The organism is Serratia silvae, from assembly GCF_023282985.1.
Lineage (GTDB): Bacteria > Pseudomonadota > Gammaproteobacteria > Enterobacterales > Enterobacteriaceae > Chania > Chania silvae.
Genome location: NZ_JAGQDC010000003.1, coordinates 40744 through 62175 on the forward strand (window position 1 = coordinate 40744; position 21432 = coordinate 62175).

Below are 21432 nucleotides of genomic sequence, written 5' to 3' on the forward strand. Positions count from 1 at the left end.
ATGATCGTCATTGAAAAAATACTCGGCAATATCAAGCAAGACAGCTATTGGCAGCAGTGTTTGCAGGGCATCTCTCTGGATGTGTTGGCCCTGTCGCAGTGGGAGGCGCAAAAGAGCCGCTGCCGCAAAACAACCCGCGATGGCCTGGACTTAGGGATCTCCCTCGATCGCGATCGGGTGCTGGCGGATGGCGATATTCTGCTATGGGATGAGGGAAATCGGCGTGCCGTCGTGGTGCAGATGACCCTGCGCGATGTGATGGTGATCCATTTATCGTCACTGCTGGCTGGCGATGTGGCCACGGTGATGAAAACCAGTTTTGAACTGGGCCACGCCTTGGGAAATCAACATTGGAAATCGGTAATCAAAGGCGACCGGATCTATATCCCGTTGACGGTGGCCACCAAGGTGATGGACTCGGTGATGAAAACGCACGGTTTCCACGCCTTGCCTTACTCTTTTGTGAAAGGCGAGGTCATCTTGCCGCAGCTATCCCAAACGGAAGCCCGACTGCTGTTTGGGGGGGCGGAGGATTCCTCTACCCACGTCCACGTGGAAAATGCCTATGTTGGCCAGCACCTGATCAAGCTGAAATGAACGATCTGCGTTTAATCAGAATACTGCAGTTTGCGGATTCGGTACTGCCGGTCGGGGCTTTTGCGTTCTCTAATGGCGTTGAGTCTGCGATCCAGGCTGGCATCGTACATGACGTCAGCAGCCTGAAGGATTTCACCCGCACAGCCCTTATACAGGCCGCTAGCGGTGATGGTCGTGCGGTGATAGCCGCCTGCAAGGCATTGGCCACAGGCGATCTCGACCAGGTGACCGACATCGACAGGTCGCTGTTCAACCGCAAGTTGAATGAAGAAAGCCGCCTGATGGTGACCCGAATGGGAAAGAAACTGGCGGAAATGGCGGTGGCCGTCACCCAGGAGCCGTTGGTGGTTGGCTGGCTGGCGCAAATCAAAGCAGGTGAGGCGGTAGGGACTTATCCCATCACCCAGGCGGTGGTGATGAGCGCATTGGGTGCCAGCCCACGTGAGGTGATTGTGATGCACCAATACGGGGTGGCGACGACCATCCTGAGTGCCGCCATGCGCCTGATGCGAGTCACCCATATCGATACCCAATGCATCCTGTTCCAGCTCAATCAGGAGATTGAACAGTTTTGCGACAGTGCTGAACAAGGGGGGATCGAACAGATGGCGTCCTATGCGCCGATCATTGATGTGTTGGCAGCGCTGCATGTGGGGGCTTTCACCCGGTTATTTAGCAACTAATCATAATGAGGAAGGTCTGTGAAAAAAATTACCCGCATCGGCATCGGTGGGCCGGTAGGTTCTGGCAAAACCGCGATTATTGAAGTCATTACGCCACGCCTGATCCAACGGGGCATCAGCCCGTTAATCATCACTAACGATATTGTCACCACGGAGGATGCCAAACAGGTGAAGCGCACGCTCAAAGGCATTCTCGATGAGGAGAAAATCCTGGGGGTCGAAACCGGAGCCTGTCCGCACACCGCGGTACGTGAGGACCCCAGTATGAATATTGCTGCGGTGGAAGAAATGGAGGCGCGTTTTCCTGACAGCGATTTAGTGATGATTGAAAGTGGGGGCGATAATCTGACCCTGACTTTCAGCCCGGCGCTGGCAGACTTTTATATCTATGTTATCGACGTTGCTGAAGGGGAAAAAATCCCTCGCAAGAACGGCCCTGGGCTGGTGCAGGCCGATATTCTGGTGATCAATAAAATCGATTTGGCACCTTACGTCGGGGCAAGCCTCGACGTGATGGAGCATGATACCCGCGTGGTGCGTGGGGAGCGGCCCTATATTCTGACCAACTGCAAAACAGGGGAGGGGATCGAGGCGTTGGTCGACATGATCATGCGAGATTTTCTGTTCACTCATGGCGCTCAGGTGGCGTTATGACTCCGGCCAGCCAGGCCAGGTTACGGGTTAACCAGCTAGGAAGCTCGGCGCCAGAGTTGGGATGTTATCAGGATGAGCCGCCGCAGATGGCGAGTGGCAGTACCGGTAAAAGTGGCTATTTGCGGCTGGGATTTGCCTTGCGCGGCCAACGTAGCGTGCTGGCGCAGATGGAGCGGCGGGTCCCCTTTCTGGTGCAACGAGCGCTGTACTGGGACGAAATGTTACCGCAGATGCCCTGCGTTATGGCTATTTCTACAGCGGGCTGTGTGCTGCAGGGCGATCGTCTGGCGATGGACATCCACGTCGCTCCCCATGCGTCGGGGCATGTGACAACCCAGTCGGCAACCAAGATCCACGCCATGGAAAACAACTATGCGGCGCAAATCCAGACCTTGAACATCGAAGAGGGAGGTTATCTGGAAGTCATGCCAGATCCGGTGATCCCTCACAGTGGTTCACGCTTTATCAGCGAGACGAAAATCACGCTGCACCCGACGGCGACCCTGCTGTTTTCCGAAATTTTGCTGTCGGGGCGCAAATACCATCAGGCCGACGGTGGTTTTAACTTTGACGTTTATTCCTCACGCATCAGCGCCTGCTATCCAGAGGGCAAACCGCTGTTTACCGAGCGCTACGTACTGGAACCACGGAAACAGCCGCTGAATTCGGTAGGGGTGATGGGGCCGTTTGATGTCTTCGGTAATGTGATCCTGTTAACGCCAGCTATCCATCATGCCCGCATTCTGGCCCGTACTCCTGCGTACTATGACGCTGTAGCGGGCATAGCCAGTGGTGTCAGTTGTTTGCCCAATGATTGCGGTTTGATCTTCAAGGCGTTGGGGAAAGAGTCTCATCAGGTGAAGGCGGCTATCAGGGCGTTTTGGTGTGTCGCGCGGGAAGAAATCCTTGGGGTCACGTTGCCCACTCCCTTTCTCTGGCGTTAATTTTTAGCAGGATGCGCATATGACCTCGACATTTAATTGGGCGCAGTGGTGTGCAAGTAGCCGTTGGTTCGCCTCGCTGGATATGACGCTGCGCGGCTGTTCGCAGGTGATGTTCCAGAATAATCCTCTGACAGGCTTACTGTTTTTTATCGCGATATTTATGGGGGCTTATGGCGAAGGTCTGCCGCAGGTTGCCTTTGGTTGCTTGTTGGGGACCGTAGTGGCAACCGGTAGCGCGGCACTTATCGTCACGGATCGTAGCGCATTGCGTGCCGGGCTGTTCGGTTATAACGGCTGCCTGATAGGCGCGGCATTACCGACCTTTCTGTCTATGTCGACGTTACTGTGGGTCAGCATTACCTTGGGCGGACTGCTCTCGGTCATCGTCACCCTGGCGCTGAGCCGATTGCTCAAACTGTGGAAACTTGCCGTGCTCACGGCTCCTTTTGTCTTCACTACCTGGAGCCTGCTGCTGGCCAGCTATGCTTTCAGCCATTTGAATCCCGCCCATTTGCCTTTGGCGGCAATGCCGTCCAGCGTGCCAGAACACGCCGGATATCTGAGCCTCTCCGAGATCGTAACAGGAACATTACAGGGGGTATCGCAGGTGTTTCTGTTCAGCAATGTGGCTAGTGGAGTGCTGCTGCTGTTAGGGCTGGGGATCACCTCACGGTGGGCCATGGCGCTTGGCTTTTTGGGCGCTCTGCTGGCGACGCTAATCGCTGGAGGACTCGGTGCCGATCCGCACTCCATTAGCGCGGGTTTGTACGCCTTTAGTGCGGTGCTGACGGCGATAGCGCTAGGCTCGGTATTCAATCGACCAGGCTGGCGGGTGCTGATTTACACCTTGTTAGGTGTCATTTTTACCGTGGTGGCTCAGGGGGCGTTCAATACGTTATTGACACCTCTGGGTATCCCTTCGTTAACCATGCCGTTTGTTTTGGTTTGCTGGTTATTGTTGCTCGCCAACCCGAAAATCATTTCCCCCGAGTGACGAGAGTTTGTTTTCTTATTTCTGATTAAGCAGGAGCGTCTTTATGGCGGTGATTTCTACGGGTTTCTCCGGCCCTGCCCGGCAGCGGGCGATTTATCTGTTGCTTGGGCTGGTGGCGATCAATATTGCGGCCTGGTTAATGGCCTTCCTAGTGTTTGGCGATAATACTGCGCTGATGGGGACCGCGCTGCTGGCCTACAGTTTTGGGCTGCGCCATGCGGTAGACGCCGATCATATTGCGGCCATCGACAATGTGACACGTAAACTCATGCAGCAAGGAGTAACGCCGGTTGCCGTTGGTACGTTTTTTTCTCTCGGCCACTCCACCATTGTGGTATTGGCCTCGGTAGCCATTGCGGCCACGGCAATGATGTTCAAAGATCAGCTGGGTTGGTTCCATGAAACCGGTGGGCTGATCGGCACGCTGGTTTCCTCGTTATTTTTGCTGATGGTGGCGTTTATCAACCTGCTGGTGTTGATTTCGGTCTGGCGAACTTTTCGGCAGGTAAAAAATGGCGAACTGGAATCGGATCGTTCTTTAGATGACGTGATCAATCAGGGAGGCTTCCTGGCACGTCTGTTCCGCCCGCTATTTAATCTGGTGAACAAAAGCTGGCATATGTATCTGGTCGGGTTTCTGTTCGGTCTGGGGTTTGATACCGCCACCGAAGTGGGTTTATTGGGTATTTCGGCCGCCAGTGCCGGGCACGGCATGAACCTGTGGAGCATCATGCTGTTTCCGGCGCTGTTTGCTGCGGGCATGGTACTGATCGATTCGATTGATAATTTTGTGATGGTTGGGGCTTACGGCTGGGCATTTTCCAAACCGATCCGCAAGCTCTACTACAACATGACGATCACGGCTATTTCGGTGATTATTGCCGTGTTTATCGGGGGGATCGAGGCACTGGGGCTGATTGCCGATAAGTTGCAACTGACCGGGGTGATATGGGACAGCATCGCTGCGGTAAATGACCATCTGGGGGAAATGGGGTATTGGATTATCGGCGTGTTTATTCTGTGTTGGCTGCTCTCGATGGTGAATTACCGGCTGCAGGGTTATGACAAACTGACGGCTAACGGTTAAAAAAAGGCCGGCATAGCGCCGGCCAGATTGATGGCAAGCCTCAAGCGGCTTGCCGTGTCCTATTACGCCGCCTCAGTCTGCTGCTGGCGTTTTTCCAACTTGACTGGCTTTACCGGCTGCTGCGCCGCCAGCGCGTCGGGGGCAAAGTCATCGACGTTGATTGAACGCAAACGGCTCTCTTCCGCTTTCACCAGGATCTTGGCTTCGTCGGCGCTGATTTTGCCTTCATCCAGTGCACGCTGTGCCAGACGATCAAGACGGGTGAACGGCAGGTTCTTACCGGCTTGTTTGCACAGGCGCTGGTGGATAGGTTCTGCGGCGATCACGTCCAGCAGGGCGGCTTCCAGCAGGCCAACCGGGTTATGCTCGCTTGGCGTCAGGTATTGGCCACGGCCAAGACGGCTGCGGGTGGCCGAAGGCTGTTGGATAATCTTCGCCAACTGGTGGTCCAGCTTATCGGAAGGTGCGGTATGCACGCGGCCGAATGGGAACACCACCAGGCGCATCACCCCGGCGATAAAGCGGTTCGGGAAGTTGCGCAGCAAATCGTTCAGCGCTTGTTCTGCCTGGTTCAGGCTGTCTTGCACGCCCCAGTGAACCAGTGGCAGATCTTCTTTCTGACGCCCTTCATCCTCAAAACGTTTCAGCGTGGCCGAGGCCAGGTACATCTGGCTCAGCACGTCACCCAAGCGGGCAGAGATACGCTCGCGGCGCTTCAGGCTGCCGCCCAGTACGCCCATGGAAACGTCAGACAGCAATGCCAGGTTGGCGCTCAGACGGTTGAGCTGCTGATAGTAGCGGCGTGTAGCGTCTTTGGTTGGCGTGCTGCTGGTACGGCCATTGGTCAGGCCGAGCCACAGGCTGCGCATTTTGCTGCTGCCAACGTGGCCGAGGTGGCCAAACAGCGCCTGGTCGAAGCTGTGCAGATCGTTGTTCTGAGCGGCTGCCATTTCGGTCAGCACATAAGGATGGCAGCGGATCGCCCCTTGGCCGAAGATCATCATGGTACGGGTCAGGATATTGGCACCTTCTACCGTGATGGCGATTGGTGCGCCCTGGTAGGCACGGGCCAGGAAGTTGGCTTCGCCCAGCATGATGCCTTTACCACCGGTGATATCCATCGCATCGATGATGGCCTGCTGGCCACGGTGGGTACAATGGTATTTCACGATGGCAGACAGCACCGCAGGTTTTTCGCCCTGCATCAACGCATAGGTGATCAGCGAGGCGGCGGCATCCATCACGTAGGTGTTACCGGCAATACGTGCCAGCGGTTCTTCGATCCCTTCCATCTTACCGATAGAGATTTTGAACTGGCGGCGAATATGGGCGTAAGCGCCGGTCGCCAAAGCCACCGATTTCAGGCTGCCGGTGGAGTTGGATGGCAGGGTAATGCCACGGCCAACCGACAAACATTCAACCAGCATCCGCCAGCCTTGACCTGCCATTTTTGGCCCGCCAATGATGTAATCAATCGGAACGAACACGTCGTTACCACGGGTTGGGCCATTCTGGAACGGCACGTTGAGCGGGAAATGACGGTTGCCGATCTCTACCCCTGGGGTGTTGGTTGGGATCAACGCACAGGTGATGCCGGGGGATTCGTTATCGCTCAGCAGGCGGCTTGGGTCATGCAGCTTGAAGGCCAGCCCCAGCACGGTGGCAATCGGTGCCAGAGTGATGTAACGCTTGTTCCAGGTCAGGCGCATGCCCAGTACCTGTTTGCCTTGCCATTCGCCCATGCACACGGTGCCTACGTCCGGGATAGCCCCGGCGTCGGAGCCCGCTTCTGGGCTGGTCAGTGCGAAGCAAGGAATTTCATCACCGCGCGCCAGGCCTGGCAGGTAGTGATCTTTCTGTTCTTCAGTGCCGTAATGTTGCAGCAGCTCGCCTGGGCCGAGGGAGTTAGGCACGCCGACGGTGATCGCCAGAATACCTGAGACACCCGCCAGTTTTTGCAGGACACGGGCCTGAGCATAAGGGGAGAATTCCAGCCCGCCGTACTCTTTCTTGATGATCATCGCAAAGAAGCGGTGCTCTTTCAGATAGGCCCACAGCTCCGGCGGCAGATCGGCCAGTTCGTGCGTGATCTGGAAGTCATTGGCCATGCGGCAGGCTTCTTCCACTGGGCCGTCGATAAAGGCTTGCTCTTCCTCTGTCAGCTTAGGCTGCGGATAGTTGTGCAGCTTGTTCCAATCCGGTTGGCCGCGGAACAGATCGCCTTCCCACCAGGTGGTCCCGGCGTCAATGGCTTCTTTTTCCGTGGTGGACATTGGCGGCATCACTTTGCGGAAAGCGCGCAGTGCCGGGGCCGAAAGCAGCGAGCGGCGCAGCGAAACGATGTTCAGCGGCAGCAGCACGATGGCCAGCGGTACCAGCATCCAGTAAGTCCAAAGGCCGATAGCACCCATGGCCGCAGTAAAGGCCAACAGCAGCAGACTGCTGAGAGCCAGATTCACTCGGTGATAAAACACCACACCAATGAGTGCGAGTAAAACAACGATACTAAGAACCATCATAAGAAGCTCCGAAGTAGTAAGAGGTCTGACCTGTTGTGTATATCTAATGGTTTTAGTTCATACCTATTTTTTTATCAATATATTTACACTTTAATTACAACTTAAGTCACAAACTGACAGCATCAATTGTCAAAAAACCACCGGGTCGGTTCACACTAGCGCTGTTTGCGTCGCAACGCTTCTAGGTTTTTCTGCAATCCGTTACACTGCGTGACGAAAGATTGACGATGCCACCGCACAACAAGAGGCGATCTCTATGTACCACGATTTAATTCGCAGTGAACTGAATGAAGCGGCTGATACTCTGGCTAAATTCCTTAGCGATGACGCCAACATTGACACCATCCAACGCGCGGCAGTACTGCTGGCGGATTCCTTTAAAGCTGGCGGGAAAGTGCTCTCCTGCGGTAACGGTGGTTCGCATTGCGATGCGATGCACTTCGCAGAAGAACTGACTGGCCGCTACCGTGAGAATCGCCCAGGCTATCCGGCCATCGCGATTTCTGACGTTAGCCACCTGTCTTGCGTCAGCAACGATTTTGGCTATGAATACGTGTTTTCCCGCTATGTGGAATCCGTAGGCCGTGAAGGCGACGTGCTGTTGGGGATCTCCACCTCCGGCAACTCTGGCAACATCATCAAAGCCATTGAAGCGGCCCGCGCCAAGGGGATGAAAGTGATCACCCTGACCGGCAAAGACGGTGGCAAAATGGCCGGTAGCGCCGACGTGGAAATCCGCGTGCCGCACTTTGGCTACGCCGACCGTATCCAGGAAATCCATATCAAAGCGATCCACATCTTGATCATGTTGATCGAAAAAGAGATGGTTAAAGCTTAACGGCGAGATCAGCATTAAATATAGGGCGTGGCATCAAGCTGCGCCCTTATACCAATATCCAATGTCAGTAGTCCTCAAGGGGTGGCAATCGATGTGTGAACTGCTAGGGATGAGCGCCAACGTACCAACCGACATCTGCTTTAGCTTTACCGGGCTGGTACAGCGCGGTGGCCGAACCGGGCCACATAAAGATGGCTGGGGCATTACCTTCTATGAAGGCAACGGTTGTCGCACATTCAAGGATCCCCAACCCAGCTTCAATTCACCTATTGCCCGCCTGGTACAGGAATACCCGATCAAGTCCTGTGCCGTGGTCTCCCACATCCGCCAGGCTAATCGCGGTGAGGTGGCGCTGGAAAATACCCATCCCTTTACCCGTGAGCTGTGGGGCCGCAACTGGACTTACGCTCACAATGGGCAACTGAAAGGCTATCGCCAACTGGCGACCGGCAATTTCCGCCCGGTGGGCCAGACCGACAGCGAATATGCCTTCTGCTGGCTGTTACACCAGTTGGCGCTGAAATACCCGCGCACTCCCAGCAATTGGCCAGCCGTGTTTCGTTATATCGCGTTATTGGCCGATCGGCTGCGGCAGAAAGGGGTATTCAATATGCTGTTGTCAGATGGGCGCTTTGTGATGGCCTATTGCTCCACTAATCTTTACTGGATCACTCGGCGAGCGCCTTTTGGCAAAGCCACCTTGCTCGATCAGGATGTAGAGATTGATTTTCAGCGGCAGACCACGCCGGATGACGTGGTCACGGTCATTGCGACCCAACCGCTGACGGGCAACGAAACCTGGCACAAGATTGCACCAGGTGAGTTTGCCTTATTTCACTACGGTGAGCGGCTGGCTGCGGGCGAACGGGTTGGTGGTTGTCTCAATCGTTGAGGCGTACTGCGTTGGCTGACCACTGCCAATCAACGGCTGTGCCATCACATATTGGCCGTTAGCCACGCTAACCATCGGTGGCTGACGGTTTTTGACGAAGTAGTCATAACCTGGTTTCAACTGACGCCAGAAGCTGATGTAGGTTGAAGAGCGGTGGCGTTGCAGGTTCTGTTCGGTCATGCGGAACGGATAAATGCTGATATCCACCCGGCTTTGCCCGTGGGCAAATGCCGCCTCGACGTAACGATAGATATCGTCCATATAGGTGTTGGTCATCGCGTAGCAACCGATCGATTTGCATTCCCCGTGGATCATCAGATAGGCACCAGAATATCCCTGCGCTTTATCGTAATCATTAGGGAAACCGATATTGATGGCGCGATAATATTTGCTGTCTGGTTTCAGATGGCGGGTATCGACGCTATAAAAGCCTTCGGGGCTTTTAAAGTCCCCTTCACGGCGTTTCGGGCCTAGGCCACCGGAGAAGTTACAGATAGAGAAGCTATTCACCAGACGGAATTCGTTGCCCATCTTGGCGTACAATTCCAGCTTGCGCTCTTCTTTGAATATCTGGATATAGACCGGTGAACCTAATAATTGCTGTGCAACCAAGGGCGACTGGGGAGCCGGGGCAGGCTCACTGGCGCTGCACGCCGTGATCAGCGGCGTACAAAATAGCATCGCAAACAACAGCGCGATTTTGCTCATTATTAATTATTCCTGCTTATTTATTTTTAGAACGCAGCCAGCATGCCACTGCCGGGGTTTGTGCATTAACCCCGTCAGATTACCAGCGTGTTGTTTTTTAGCAATACGCGGAGTGTATAAAAAAACTACAATCATCGGTAAAAGTGAAATGAACCCAAGTTTTTAACGAGTAGTGTCAAGAAATAACAGCTATTTAATTGCATTTCCTCGACTCAGGTCACTAGATAGCACGGAAAAATTCCGTCGAAAATGTTAATATCTTGCCCATGCTGCTTCGTTATTAATCGGTATTCAGTACGTGGATATTGTATGAAATAGCAACAATGCCGCCATCGTTTATAGCAATGTTTTAACATTCGGCAGTATTGGCTTAATCACCGGCCTGCGAACGCTACTGGTCAGTGTGAATATTTCAAGTTGGGCATGAGGTCATCGTGTTCATCCGGAGGCGGCCAAGGCTGCCTCATCATCCTGCACGCTCTGCGCCTGCCTCTGGGCTGGTAGGACGTGTGAAAATTTAAAACATCGTATAAATCCTATGATCAGAATAAGAAAAGGGTTAGATCTGCCAATAGCTGGGGTGCCTTCGCAGGTGATCCAGGATGGCCCAGCGATCACGCAAGTGGCGCTGCTCGGCCAGGAATACATTGGTATGCGCCCCTCCATGTTGGTACAGGTTGGTGATCGCGTTAAAAAAGGCCAGGCGCTGTTTGAAGATAATAAGAACCCTGGGGTCTTCTTCACGGCACCGGCCTGCGGGCAGATCGCTGCTATCAATCGCGGCGAACGCCGCATGCTGCAATCGGTGGTGATTGACATCGACAACGGCGGTGAAGAACAGGTGGAGCTGGCCTATTATCAGCAGGCCGATTTGCCGATGCTGGAACGCCAACAGGTTGAAAGCGATCTGATCGCCAGCGGCCTGTGGACCGCGCTACGCACACGACCATTCAGCAAAACCCCCCGTCCAGGCACTTCACCCCGTGCTATTTTTGTCAACGCTATCGATACTCAGCCGTTAGCTGCCGATCCGTTGGTGATCATCAACCAACAGTTGGCGGCATTTAATGCCGGGCTGAGGGTATTGGCGCGCCTGACAGACGGTAAGGTACATGTCTGCCACGCAGCGGGTACGCGGCTGGATACGGCTGCCGGGGCGCAGATTGATTACAACGAGTTTGCCGGCCCGCACCCTGCGGGGCTGGTGGGCACGCATATTCACTTCCTGGAGCCGGTCAGCCTGAAAAAGACCGTTTGGCATATCGGCTATCAGGACGTGATCGCCATCGGCACCCTGTTTACCACCGGTAAGCTGGATACCCAGCGCGTGGTTGCCCTGGCGGGGCCACAGGTGGAGCAGCCGGTGCTGTTGCGTACCCGTTTAGGGGCCAGCCTGGATCAACTGACCGCAGGCCGCCTGAAGGCCGGTGAGAACCGGGTAATATCCGGCTCGGTGCTGAGTGGTTTCCATGCCAGCGGCCCGAGCGCCTGGCTTGGCCGTTTCCACAACCAGGTTTCGGTGTTGCTGGAAGGGCGGGAGAAAGAGCTGTTCGGCTGGATTGCTCCGGCATCGGACAAGTTCTCTATCACCCGCACCACGCTGGGCCATTTCCTCAAGCACAAGTTGTTCGCTTTCTCCACCACCACCAACGGCGGCGAGCGTTCGATGGTGCCGATCGGCAATTACGAGCGGGTGATGCCGCTGGATATTCTGCCGACCCATCTGCTGCGCGATCTGCTGGCGGGCGATACGGACGGTGCCCAGGCGCTGGGCTGTCTGGAGCTGGATGAAGAAGATCTGGCGTTGTGTACCTTCGTGTGCCCCGGCAAGTATGAATATGGCCCGGTGCTGCGCGAAGTGCTGACCAAGATTGAGCAGGAAGGATAACCGATGGGCCTGAAGAATTTTTTTGACAAGATTGAGCATCACTTCACGCCGGGCGGCAAGCTGGAAAAGTGGTACCCGCTGTTTGAAGCGACGGCCACGGTGTTCTACACCCCCGGCACGGTAACGCGCGGTGCCTCGCACGTACGTGATGCCATCGATCTGAAACGCATGATGATCCTGGTATGGTTGGCGGTGTTCCCGGCCATGTTCTGGGGCATGTATAACGTTGGCCAGCAGACTATTCCGGCACTGCACCATCTGTACAGCGGTGATCAGCTGCAACAGGTGCTGGCGGGGGACTGGCATTACTGGCTGGCACAGATGCTGGGGGCAACGCTCGGCGCCGATGCTGGCTGGATCAGCAAGATGGTGCTCGGTGCAACCTACTTCGTGCCGATCTACGCCGTGGTATTCCTGGTGGGCGGCTTCTGGGAAGTGGTGTTTGCGATGGTACGCAAACATGAGATCAACGAAGGCTTCTTCGTCACCTCCATTCTGTTCGCCCTGATTGTGCCGCCAACCCTGCCGTTATGGCAGGCCGCACTGGGTATCAGCTTTGGTGTGGTAGTCGCCAAGGAGATCTTCGGCGGTACCGGGCGTAACTTCCTCAACCCGGCGTTGGCGGGGCGTGCCTTCCTGTTCTTTGCCTATCCGGCGCAGATTTCTGGCGATCTGGTGTGGACCGCCGCAGACGGCTTCTCCGGTGCGACACCGTTGGCACAATGGAGCGTCGGCGGAGTTCACAGCCTGACCAACGTCACCACCGGCCAATCTATCAGTTGGATGGACGCGTTTATCGGTAACATCCCTGGTTCGATCGGTGAAGTCTCAACCCTGATGATCCTGCTTGGCGGGGCGATTATCCTGTTTGGCCGCGTCGCTTCCTGGCGCATCGTGGCTGGTGTGATGATCGGCATGATCGCCACGGCGTATCTGTTCAATGCCATTGGCTCTACCACCAACCCGATGTTCGCCATGCCTTGGTACTGGCATCTGGTGCTGGGCGGTTTTGCCTTCGGTATGGTGTTTATGGCTACCGACCCGGTTTCCGCCTCGTTTACCAACAAAGGGAAGTGGTGGTACGGCATCCTGATCGGCGTGATGTGTGTGCTGATCCGGGTGGTCAACCCGGCCTACCCGGAAGGCATGATGCTGGCGATCCTGTTCGCCAACCTGTTCGCACCGCTGTTCGATTACCTGGTGGTGCAGGCTAACATCAAGCGGAGAAAAGCACGTGGCGAATGAATCTAAAAATGACAGCATTGGCAAAACGCTGCTGGTAGTGCTGCTGCTGTGTCTGGTGTGTTCGGTGGTGGTTGCGGGTTCCGCAGTCGGGCTGAAGTCCAAACAGCAGGAACAGCGGTTGCTGGATAAGCAACGTAACATCCTGGACGTGGCTGGCCTTTTGCAGCGCGACATGACCAGCGAACAGGTGAACACCGCCTTTAGCAAGCGTATCGAACCGCGTTTGCTGGATCTGGACAGCGGTGAGTTTGTGCCTGGGGATGCGACAGCTTTCGATCTGGCTGCTGCGCTACGCAGTGATGCCAAAAGCCGGGTGTTGACTGCTGAGCAGGATCTGGCCGGTATCCGCCGCCGTAGCAACCAGGCTGAAATTTACCTGGTGCGTGACGAAAGCGGCGCAGTGGACAAAATTGTGCTGCCGGTCTACGGCACAGGCCTGTGGTCGGTGATGTACGCCTTTGTGGCGCTGGATGCCGATGGTAATACGGTGCGCGGCCTGAGTTTCTACGAACACGGCGAAACCCCTGGCCTGGGTGGCGAGATCCAGAACGCCAGCTGGCGCGCGCAGTGGATCGGCAAGCAACTGTTTGATGACAGCGGCAACCCGGCAATCCGCATCGTGAAAGGCGGGGCGCGGCAAGGTGATATCCATGGTGTGGATGGCCTGTCCGGCGCGACACTGACCGCTAACGGCGTACAGCATACGTTTAATTTCTGGTTGGGCGAGCACGGCTTTGGCCCATTCCTGCAGAAAGTCCGTGAAGGAGCGCTGAAAAATGGCTGATTCCAAAGAGGTTAAACGGGTCCTGCTGGGGCCGCTGTTTGACAACAACCCGATCGCGTTGCAGGTGCTTGGCGTCTGTTCGGCGCTGGCGGTAACCACCAAGCTGGAAACGGCGGTGGTGATGACTATTGCGGTTACTCTGGTTACCGCATTTTCCAGCTTCTTTATTTCACTGATCCGCCACCATATCCCTAACAGCGTGCGCATTATCGTACAGATGGCGATCATCGCCTCGCTGGTGATCGTGGTCGATCAGCTGCTGCGTGCCTATGCATTTGAAATCTCCAAACAGCTTTCAGTGTTCGTCGGGCTGATCATCACCAACTGTATCGTGATGGGCCGCGCCGAGGCGTACGCCATGAAGTCGCCGCCGATTGAGAGCTTTATGGACGGTATCGGCAACGGGCTGGGCTACGGCGTGATCCTGATCCTGGTGGGCTTTCTGCGTGAACTGGTCGGTTCGGGCAAGCTGTTTGGCATTACGGTGCTGGAAACGGTGCAGAATGGCGGATGGTATCAGCCTAACGGCCTGTTCCTGCTGGCGCCGAGTGCGTTCTTTATCATCGGCCTGCTGATTTGGGGGCTACGTGCTCTCAAGCCAGCGCAGATAGAAAAGGAGTAACCGCCGATGGCTCACTATATCAGCCTGTTTGTGCGTGCGGTGTTCGTTGAGAACATGGCGCTGGCGTTCTTCCTGGGGATGTGTACCTTCCTGGCGGTGTCGAAGAAGGTCTCCACCTCGTTTGGACTGGGGATTGCGGTAACCGTAGTGCTCGGGATTGCCGTGCCAGCCAATAACCTGGTCTATAACCTGATCTTGCGTGATGGTGCGTTGGTGGAGGGTGTCGATCTGAGCTTCCTCAACTTCATCACCTTTATCGGCGTGATTGCGGCACTGGTGCAGATCCTGGAGATGATCCTCGATCGTTTCTTCCCGGCGCTCTACAACGCCCTGGGGATCTTCCTGCCGTTGATCACGGTGAACTGCGCCATCTTCGGCGGCGTATCGTTCATGGTGCAGCGTGATTACAACTTTATGGAATCTGTGGTGTATGGCTTCGGCTCCGGCACTGGCTGGATGCTGGCGATTGTTGCCATGGCGGGGATCCGTGAAAAACTGAAGTATGCCGATGTGCCAGCCGGGTTGCGTGGCCTGGGCATTACCTTTATTACCACCGGATTGATGGCATTGGGCTTTATGTCGTTCTCCGGCGTCCAGTTGTAAAGGCAGGAAGCATTTATGGAAATTATTTTAGGCGTGGTGATGTTTACCTGCATCGTGATGGTGCTGGCGTTACTGATCCTGTTTGCCAAATCCAAGTTGGTAAACACCGGTGACATCGCCGTTGAGGTTAACGGCGATCAAGACAAAAGTTTTACCGCCCCCGCAGGGGACAAGCTGCTGAATATGCTGTCCAGCCAGGGGATCTTTGTCTCCTCGGCCTGTGGCGGCGGCGGCTCCTGCGGCCAGTGCCGGGTGGTGATCAAAGAGGGCGGCGGCGATATTCTGCCCACCGAGCTTTCCCATATCAGCAAGCGTGAAGCCAAAGAGGGCTGCCGCTTGGCGTGCCAGGTTAACGTGAAGCAGAACCTGAAAATCGAGCTGCCGGAAGAGATCTTCGGCGTGAAGAAATGGGACTGCGAGGTGATCTCCAACGATAACAAAGCCACCTTTATCAAAGAGCTGAAGCTGCGTATTCCGGACGGGGAAGATGTGCCTTTCCGCGCCGGGGGCTTTATCCAGATCGAGGCGCCTGAGCATGAAGTCAGCTATGCCGATTTCGACGTGCCGCAGGAATACCGTGGCGACTGGGATAAATTCAATCTGTTCCGCTACCGTTCGGTAGTCAAAGAGCCGACGGTACGCGCCTATTCGATGGCCAACTATCCCGATGAGAAAGGCATCATCATGCTCAACGTGCGTATCGCCACGCCGCCGCCGAGCAACCCGGACGTGCCGCCGGGCATTATGTCTTCCTATATCTGGTCGCTGAAGGCGGGGGATAAGGTGACCATCTCCGGGCCGTTTGGCGAGTTCTTTGCCAAAGACACCGACGCTGAGATGATCTTTATCGGCGGCGGGGCCGGGATGGCGCCGATGCGTTCACACATCTTCGATCAGTTGAAGCGCCTGAAGTCGAAGCGCAAAATCACCTTCTGGTACGGTGCGCGTTCCTTGCGTGAGATGTTCTACGAGGACGACTTCAACCACTTGCAGGAAGAGAATGAAAACTTCACCTGGCATGTGGCGCTCTCCGATCCGCAGCCAGAAGATAACTGGACGGGCTACACCGGCTTTATTCATAATGTCCTGCTGGAAAATTATTTGCGTAACCATCCAGCGCCGGAAGATTGCGAATTCTATATGTGTGGGCCGCCAATGATGAATGCGGCGGTGATCAAGATGCTGAAAGATTTGGGCGTGGAAGACGAAAACATCATGCTCGATGACTTTGGCGGTTAAATGCGAGCAGCAGGCGGCGAAGGAATGAAGGCTTGGATGATGCTGGTGGCGCTGGCCACCGCAGTGTTACTGACCGGTTGTGAGCCGAAACAGGAAAACCTCAAGGGTAAAACCATGGGGACGTCGTACTCGATCAGCTATCTCCCTGGGGACGGAACACCTTCGCTGGCAACGCTGCAAGCGGAGATCGACAAACGGCTGGTGCAGGTCAACGATCAGATGTCGACCTATCAACCCGATTCTGAGCTAAGCCGCTTTAACGCCAGCCGGGAAGTGGACAAGCCTTTCCCGGTTTCTGCTGCCACCACGGACGTGGTGCTGGAAGCGTTGCGCATTAACCGTGTGACCGACGGCGCGCTGGACGTGACCGTCGGGCCGTTGGTGAACCTGTGGGGTTTTGGCCCGGAAGGGCGGCCGGATAAAGTGCCGAGCGCCACCGAGTTGGAACAGCGCCGCAACTGGACGGGGATCGACAAGCTGGCGGTAGAAGGCAATGCGCTGGTGAAACGCATTCCTGAACTGTATGTCGACCTCTCTTCCATTGCCAAAGGCTACGGTGTTGATGCGATTGCCCATTACCTGCAATCGCAGCACGTCAAAAACTACATGGTTGATATTGGCGGGGAAGTCCGCACCCGTGGCCATAACGGCGAGAAGAAGCCTTGGCGCATTGCCATCGAGCGGCCAACCGCCGGGGAGCAGCAGCAGGCGCTATTGGTGATCGAGCCGGGTGATATGGCGATGGCCACCTCCGGGGATTACCGAAACTACTTCGAGCAGGACGGAGTGCGCTATTCTCATACTATCGACCCGCTTACCGGTAAACCGATCCGCCACCATTTAGTGTCGATCACGGTGATCAGCCCGCTGTGCATGACGGCGGACGGGCTTTCTACCGGGTTAAACGTGATGGGGCCGGAGCGGGGGATGGCACTGGCCAACCTGCTGGGGATCCCGGTGTTTATGATCGTGAAAACCGCCAAGGGGTTTGAGGAGCGCTATTCCGACGCGTTCAAACCCTATCTGAAGAAAGGGTAGACCGTAATGTTGACGATGTTTGCTGCATCCTTTGTGCTGTTTCTGCTGGTGGTTGGCGGGATGTCGCTGGGCTATGTGTTCAAGCGTAAAACCTTGCAGGGCAGCTGTGGTGGCATTACCGCGCTGGGAATGGAAAAAGTCTGCGACTGCCCGGAGCCTTGCGACGCGCGTAAGAAGCGCATGGCTAAGGAAGCGCTGCGCCGCGAGATGCTGGAAAAACACCGAATCCTCTAAGCGAACTAGGGTTCACCACCCGTATAAACTCTCCATATTGAGCTTTTAATAATTGGCTGTATACTTATACAGTGTTATTGGAGGCGCGATGCGTAAAATCATTCATGTCGATATGGACTGCTTCTTCGCAGCGGTAGAAATGCGCGACAACCCCAGCCTGCGTGATATCCCGCTGGCTATCGGTGCCAGCGCAGATCGGCGTGGCGTGATCAGCACCGCCAACTACCCGGCGCGCCGTTATGGCGTACATAGCGCTATGCCGACCGCCACGGCGCTCAAGCTGTGCCCACACTTAACGCTGTTACCGGGGCGAATGGCGGCCTATAAAGAAGCCTCGCTGCATATCCGTGAAATCTTTGCCCGCTATACGCCACTGATAGAACCGCTCTCCCTGGATGAAGCCTATCTGGACGTGACCAACAGCACCCAATGCAACGGCTCCGCCACCTTGATTGCCCAACAGATCCGTCAGGAAATTTCCGCCGAATTGAACCTGACCGCCTCGGCGGGCATTGCCCCCATCAAATTCCTGGCCAAGATCGCCTCCGAGTTGAACAAGCCCAATGGCCAATACGTCATCACACCGGCGCAGGTGCCCGCATTCTTGCAGCAGTTACCGCTGAGCAAAATCCCTGGTGTGGGCAAGGTCACCGCCAAACGGTTGGAAGAGGTGGGGCTAATCACCTGCGCCGATGTGCAGAACTATAATCTGGCCGATTTATTAAAACGCTTCGGCAAATTTGGCCGGGTGCTGTGGGAGCGCTGCCAGGGTATCGATGAGCGTGAAGTTTCCCCCGATCGTTTACGCAAATCGGTAGGGGTCGAGCGAACGTTGGTGGCCGATATTCATGAGTGGGAAGATTGCGAGGCGTTGATCGTTGAAAAGCTCTACCCAGAACTGGAGATGCGGCTGCGCAAGGTCAAACCGGATCTGCATATCGCCCGCCAAGGGGTGAAGCTGAAATTCCAGGACTTCCAGCAAACCACCCAGGAACACGTTTGGCCGGTGCTCAATATTGAGGATTTGCTCAACGTTGCCCGCCAGGCGTGGCAGGAGCGGCGGGAAGGGCGTGGTGTGCGCCTGGTTGGCCTGCACGTAACGTTGCTCGATCCTCAGTTGGAGCGGCAGTTGGTATTAACCTGGTGATGCTAAAAACGAGTGTGTTTAAATGCTTAACCGTAGGTACAATCGTTGCCAGTTCTTTGGGATTAAGGCATTCAACGGGAAGAGTTAAAAATGGACGTGATTCAGCAAAAGCCGGTCAAAAGATGGACATGGGCCGATTTACAAAGCAGCTATCGATTTTGGGGGCTGGTTGTTTATTTTACCGCGATTGTTACTAGCCAATATATCTTTAATGCCTATTCTGCACTCTATATCCGGCAAACCGCAGATTTACCGATCTCGATGATTGGGGTCGCAGTGGGATTACAACAGGTTGGCATGTTATTTGGTGCATTGTTGGCCTGGATGGCCAGCCGGATGAAAAGCTATTATTTGCTGTATCTCTTTAGCGGGCTGTATTTGTTTGGCCTGTTTTTGTTCTGCTTTCATACCAGCAATCACTTTTTGATGATAACGGGAGAGGTCCTGATAGGGATGGGGCTAGGGGCTATCATGCTGATCGTTCCGGCCTTTATCGCAGGGGCCGTTGGCAGCGTAGAGGCATTTGTGCTGTCATTTGGCCTGATGGTGACGCTAAAAATGGTGTTTGGCTCATCCATCATAGCGATAGCCGGATGGCTTTTTGATATAGAGCGGTTATTTTCCAGCCCTGAGTATTTCTTTACCCTGCTATTGGTCCCCGTCATTATCGGGACACTGTTCCTGCTGCCGCTTAAGGCCTGTTTATTTAATTGCGAGCCGCCAGTACGGCAAGCAATACCACAGCCGATTAAATACCGCGATCCTGCCGTGACTTTCCTGCTTTTTTGGGTCCCGTTTTACAATATTTACTGGTTGGTAAAAATCCACGGGGAGATCAGGAATTATACCCAATCAGCAACTCTGCTGACGCCCAGAGGGGCAGGATGGTCGGCTTTTATTACCGCCCTTGTCACGCCGGTGATATTTTCCACGCTCAACGACAATCTACGCGCCATCATTGAAAGCCATGGGCAAACCGCAAGGTATAAAACCTGGCTAATTATCCTGTTTGCTTTCCTGTTACCCCCTGTTAGTGCGGCGTTGATACAGTCGCAGATGAATGAAATCAACGGTAATCTGAAGCGAGTAGAACCTCTGCCATAACGAAAAATGGGCCCAGCTTTAAACTGGGCCCAACCTCTTATCCGCGCTCAGGGATCGCTTTCAGCAGTGCGGTCAGCAGCGTCCAGTATTGGCCAACGCTGGCGATATGCACCTGCTCATCTGGCGAGTGTGGCCCGGTGATGGTTGGCCCAATCGACACCATATCCATCTCTGGGTAAGGTTTCTTGAACAAACCACACTCCAGCCCGGCGTGGATCACCATGATGTTCGGCGTCTTGTTGAACAACTTCTGGTAGGTTTCGCGTACCAGTTGCATCACAGGCGATTTGGCATCCGGCTGCCAGCCTGGGTAGCCGCCTTTCGGTGCCACTTTGGCATTGGCCAGTTGGCCTACGGCGGTCAGCATATCCACCACATAGTCTTTACCGCTGTCGATCAGGGAGCGGATCAGGCAAATGATCTCGGCTTCATGCTCGCTGGTGGTCACTACGCCGACGTTCAGCGAAGTTTCTACCACGCCTTTCACTTCGTCGCTCATGCGGATCACACCGTTAGGCGTACCGTTGAGCAGTGCCACAAAGCGGCTCTGGCTGTCTGCGGTTAGCGCTTGCAAAGCGGTTGTGGCTGGCTCGAGCAGAACGGTAATGTTCTTCTCTTTGGTAGACAGTTCGTTTTGCAGCGTAGCCAGGAACTGCTGGCTCAGGGCTTTCAGCGCATCGGCTTTGGCGGCTGGCACGGCAACCACGGCAGAAGCTTCACGCGGGATGGCATTACGCAGCGTACCGCCGTTCAGCTCCAGCAGGCGCAGGTCCAGTTCTTGCGTGTGGGCAAACAGGAAGCGGGCCAGCAGCTTGTTGGCGTTGCCCAGGCCATGATGAATATCGGCACCGGAGTGGCCGCCTTTCAACCCTTTCAGGGTCAGCTTCAGCGTTTGGTAACCGGCTGGCAGTGCTTCACGTTGCAGCGGCAGGGTGGTGATGAAATCGATCCCCCCAGCACAGCCCATGTAGATTTCGCCTTCCTCTTCGGAGTCGGTGTTGATCAGGATGTCAGCTTGTAACCAGTTTGGCTGTAGGCCAAAGGCACCATCCATACCCGCTTCTTCCGTCATGGTCAGCAGCACTTCCAGCGGGCCATGCTCTACGCTGTCATCGGCCAGCACCGCCAGTGCAGACGCCATACCGATGCCGTTATCTGCACCCAGCGTGGTACCGCGAGCCTTGATCCATTCGCCGTCAATATAAGGCTGGATCGGATCTTTGGTGAAATCGTGAACCGTATCGTTGTTCTTCTGCGGAACCATATCCAGGTGCGCTTGCAGCGCTACCGGCTTGCGGTTTTCCATGCCTTTGGTTGCAGGTTTACGCAGCAGAATATTGCCAACCTGGTCGCGCTCGGCATGCAGGTTCTTTTCTTTGGCCCAGTCGAGGATGTGCTGCGCTAGCGCTTCTTCGTGGTAAGAAGGATGCGGGATCGAGCAGATTTTGGCAAAAATATCCCACAGCGGCTGTGGCGAAAGTTGAGACAATTCAGACACTATAAGTCTCCTGTGACAGCATTTTCAGCAAGGCGTGAATGCTGTGCGGTTAGGGTGAGTAGCTATCTGTGCTTCAGGCACGTGAGCCTGAGAATATCATTTTATTCTCGGCTG

21 protein-coding genes are annotated in these 21432 nt (G+C 55.2%); 18 read left to right on the plus strand and 3 right to left on the minus strand.

The window, feature by feature from the left end:
* From KAJ71_RS04475 to KAJ71_RS04500, 6 genes are read left to right on the plus strand one after another with little or no spacing between them, the layout of a single operon-like run.
* Positions 1 to 597 (plus strand): urease accessory protein UreE, encoded by a 597-nt coding sequence (locus KAJ71_RS04475; RefSeq protein WP_248944580.1) that lies wholly within the window; start codon positions 1 to 3, stop codon positions 595 to 597.
* The gene (locus KAJ71_RS04480; protein ID WP_248944581.1) at positions 594 to 1280 is read left to right on the plus strand and encodes an urease accessory protein UreF; all 687 of its coding nucleotides are present in this window, start codon (positions 594 to 596) and stop codon (positions 1278 to 1280) included. Before KAJ71_RS04475 ends, KAJ71_RS04480 begins: the two co-directional genes overlap by 4 nt.
* 18 nt (positions 1281 to 1298) lie before the next feature.
* Complete coding sequence (gene ureG / locus KAJ71_RS04485; protein ID WP_248944582.1) at positions 1299 to 1934, plus strand: urease accessory protein UreG; 636 nt, start codon at positions 1299 to 1301, stop codon at positions 1932 to 1934.
* Positions 1931 to 2878 carry an urease accessory protein UreD gene (locus KAJ71_RS04490; protein WP_248944583.1) on the plus strand — a complete coding sequence of 316 codons (948 nt, stop codon included), beginning with the start codon at positions 1931 to 1933 and terminating at the stop codon, positions 2876 to 2878. The genes ureG and KAJ71_RS04490 overlap by 4 nt, the downstream gene beginning before the upstream one ends.
* A 19-nt stretch (positions 2879 to 2897) precedes the next feature.
* Positions 2898 to 3872 carry an urea transporter gene (gene yut / locus KAJ71_RS04495; RefSeq protein ID WP_248944584.1) on the plus strand — a complete coding sequence of 325 codons (975 nt, stop codon included), beginning with the start codon at positions 2898 to 2900 and terminating at the stop codon, positions 3870 to 3872.
* Between the two features lie 43 nt (positions 3873 to 3915).
* Positions 3916 to 4959 (plus strand): HoxN/HupN/NixA family nickel/cobalt transporter, encoded by a 1044-nt coding sequence (locus KAJ71_RS04500; RefSeq protein ID WP_248944585.1) that lies wholly within the window; start codon positions 3916 to 3918, stop codon positions 4957 to 4959.
* A 62-nt stretch (positions 4960 to 5021) separates the two neighbouring features.
* Here KAJ71_RS04500 and fadE read toward each other — a convergent pair whose 3' ends face one another.
* Positions 5022 to 7478, minus strand: coding sequence for an acyl-CoA dehydrogenase FadE (gene fadE / locus KAJ71_RS04505; RefSeq protein ID WP_248944586.1), 2457 nt, complete (start codon positions 7476 to 7478; stop codon positions 5022 to 5024).
* A 256-nt stretch (positions 7479 to 7734) separates the two neighbouring features.
* Between fadE and lpcA the strand changes: the two genes are divergently transcribed.
* Positions 7735 to 8316, plus strand: a complete 582-nt coding sequence (gene lpcA, locus KAJ71_RS04510; protein ID WP_024483641.1) for a D-sedoheptulose 7-phosphate isomerase — start codon at positions 7735 to 7737, stop codon at positions 8314 to 8316.
* Positions 8317 to 8407: 91 nt separating this feature from the next.
* Positions 8408 to 9208, plus strand: a complete 801-nt coding sequence (locus KAJ71_RS04515; protein WP_248944587.1) for a class II glutamine amidotransferase — start codon at positions 8408 to 8410, stop codon at positions 9206 to 9208.
* Here KAJ71_RS04515 and dpaA read toward each other — a convergent pair.
* Positions 9146 to 9916 carry a peptidoglycan meso-diaminopimelic acid protein amidase gene (dpaA, locus tag KAJ71_RS04520; RefSeq protein ID WP_248944588.1) on the minus strand — a complete coding sequence of 257 codons (771 nt, stop codon included), beginning with the start codon at positions 9914 to 9916 and terminating at the stop codon, positions 9146 to 9148. The genes KAJ71_RS04515 and dpaA overlap by 63 nt on opposite strands.
* A gap of 538 nt (positions 9917 to 10454) precedes the next feature.
* Between dpaA and KAJ71_RS04525 the strand changes: the two genes are divergently transcribed.
* From KAJ71_RS04525 to KAJ71_RS04570, 10 genes are all read left to right on the plus strand, one after another.
* Positions 10455 to 11804 carry a Na(+)-translocating NADH-quinone reductase subunit A gene (locus KAJ71_RS04525; protein ID WP_248944589.1) on the plus strand — a complete coding sequence of 450 codons (1350 nt, stop codon included), beginning with the start codon at positions 10455 to 10457 and terminating at the stop codon, positions 11802 to 11804.
* A 3-nt stretch (positions 11805 to 11807) separates the two neighbouring features.
* The gene (locus KAJ71_RS04530) at positions 11808 to 13049 is read left to right on the plus strand and encodes an NADH:ubiquinone reductase (Na(+)-transporting) subunit B (protein WP_065683842.1); all 1242 of its coding nucleotides are present in this window, start codon (positions 11808 to 11810) and stop codon (positions 13047 to 13049) included.
* Complete coding sequence (locus KAJ71_RS04535) at positions 13039 to 13833, plus strand: Na(+)-translocating NADH-quinone reductase subunit C (protein ID WP_248944590.1); 795 nt, start codon at positions 13039 to 13041, stop codon at positions 13831 to 13833. The genes KAJ71_RS04530 and KAJ71_RS04535 overlap by 11 nt, the downstream gene beginning before the upstream one ends.
* Positions 13826 to 14455 (plus strand): NADH:ubiquinone reductase (Na(+)-transporting) subunit D, encoded by a 630-nt coding sequence (locus tag KAJ71_RS04540; RefSeq protein WP_248944591.1) that lies wholly within the window; start codon positions 13826 to 13828, stop codon positions 14453 to 14455. Before KAJ71_RS04535 ends, KAJ71_RS04540 begins: the two co-directional genes overlap by 8 nt.
* A 6-nt stretch (positions 14456 to 14461) precedes the next feature.
* Positions 14462 to 15058, plus strand: a complete 597-nt coding sequence (nqrE, locus tag KAJ71_RS04545; protein ID WP_248944592.1) for an NADH:ubiquinone reductase (Na(+)-transporting) subunit E — start codon at positions 14462 to 14464, stop codon at positions 15056 to 15058.
* Between the two features lie 15 nt (positions 15059 to 15073).
* Positions 15074 to 16297 (plus strand): NADH:ubiquinone reductase (Na(+)-transporting) subunit F, encoded by a 1224-nt coding sequence (gene nqrF, locus KAJ71_RS04550; RefSeq protein ID WP_024483648.1) that lies wholly within the window; start codon positions 15074 to 15076, stop codon positions 16295 to 16297.
* Positions 16298 to 16321: 24 nt separating this feature from the next.
* The gene (locus KAJ71_RS04555) at positions 16322 to 17335 is read left to right on the plus strand and encodes an FAD:protein FMN transferase (RefSeq protein WP_248944593.1); all 1014 of its coding nucleotides are present in this window, start codon (positions 16322 to 16324) and stop codon (positions 17333 to 17335) included.
* A gap of 6 nt (positions 17336 to 17341) precedes the next feature.
* Positions 17342 to 17569, plus strand: coding sequence for a (Na+)-NQR maturation NqrM (gene nqrM, locus KAJ71_RS04560; protein ID WP_024483649.1), 228 nt, complete (start codon positions 17342 to 17344; stop codon positions 17567 to 17569).
* An 88-nt stretch (positions 17570 to 17657) separates the two neighbouring features.
* Complete coding sequence (gene dinB, locus KAJ71_RS04565) at positions 17658 to 18716, plus strand: DNA polymerase IV (RefSeq protein WP_248944594.1); 1059 nt, start codon at positions 17658 to 17660, stop codon at positions 18714 to 18716.
* Positions 18717 to 18806: 90 nt separating this feature from the next.
* Positions 18807 to 19820, plus strand: coding sequence for an MFS transporter (locus KAJ71_RS04570; protein ID WP_248944595.1), 1014 nt, complete (start codon positions 18807 to 18809; stop codon positions 19818 to 19820).
* A 37-nt stretch (positions 19821 to 19857) separates the two neighbouring features.
* Here the strand turns inward: KAJ71_RS04570 and pepD are convergent, their stop codons facing one another.
* Positions 19858 to 21318 carry a beta-Ala-His dipeptidase gene (gene pepD, locus KAJ71_RS04575; RefSeq protein WP_248944596.1) on the minus strand — a complete coding sequence of 487 codons (1461 nt, stop codon included), beginning with the start codon at positions 21316 to 21318 and terminating at the stop codon, positions 19858 to 19860.
* Positions 21319 to 21432 lie beyond the last annotated feature (114 nt).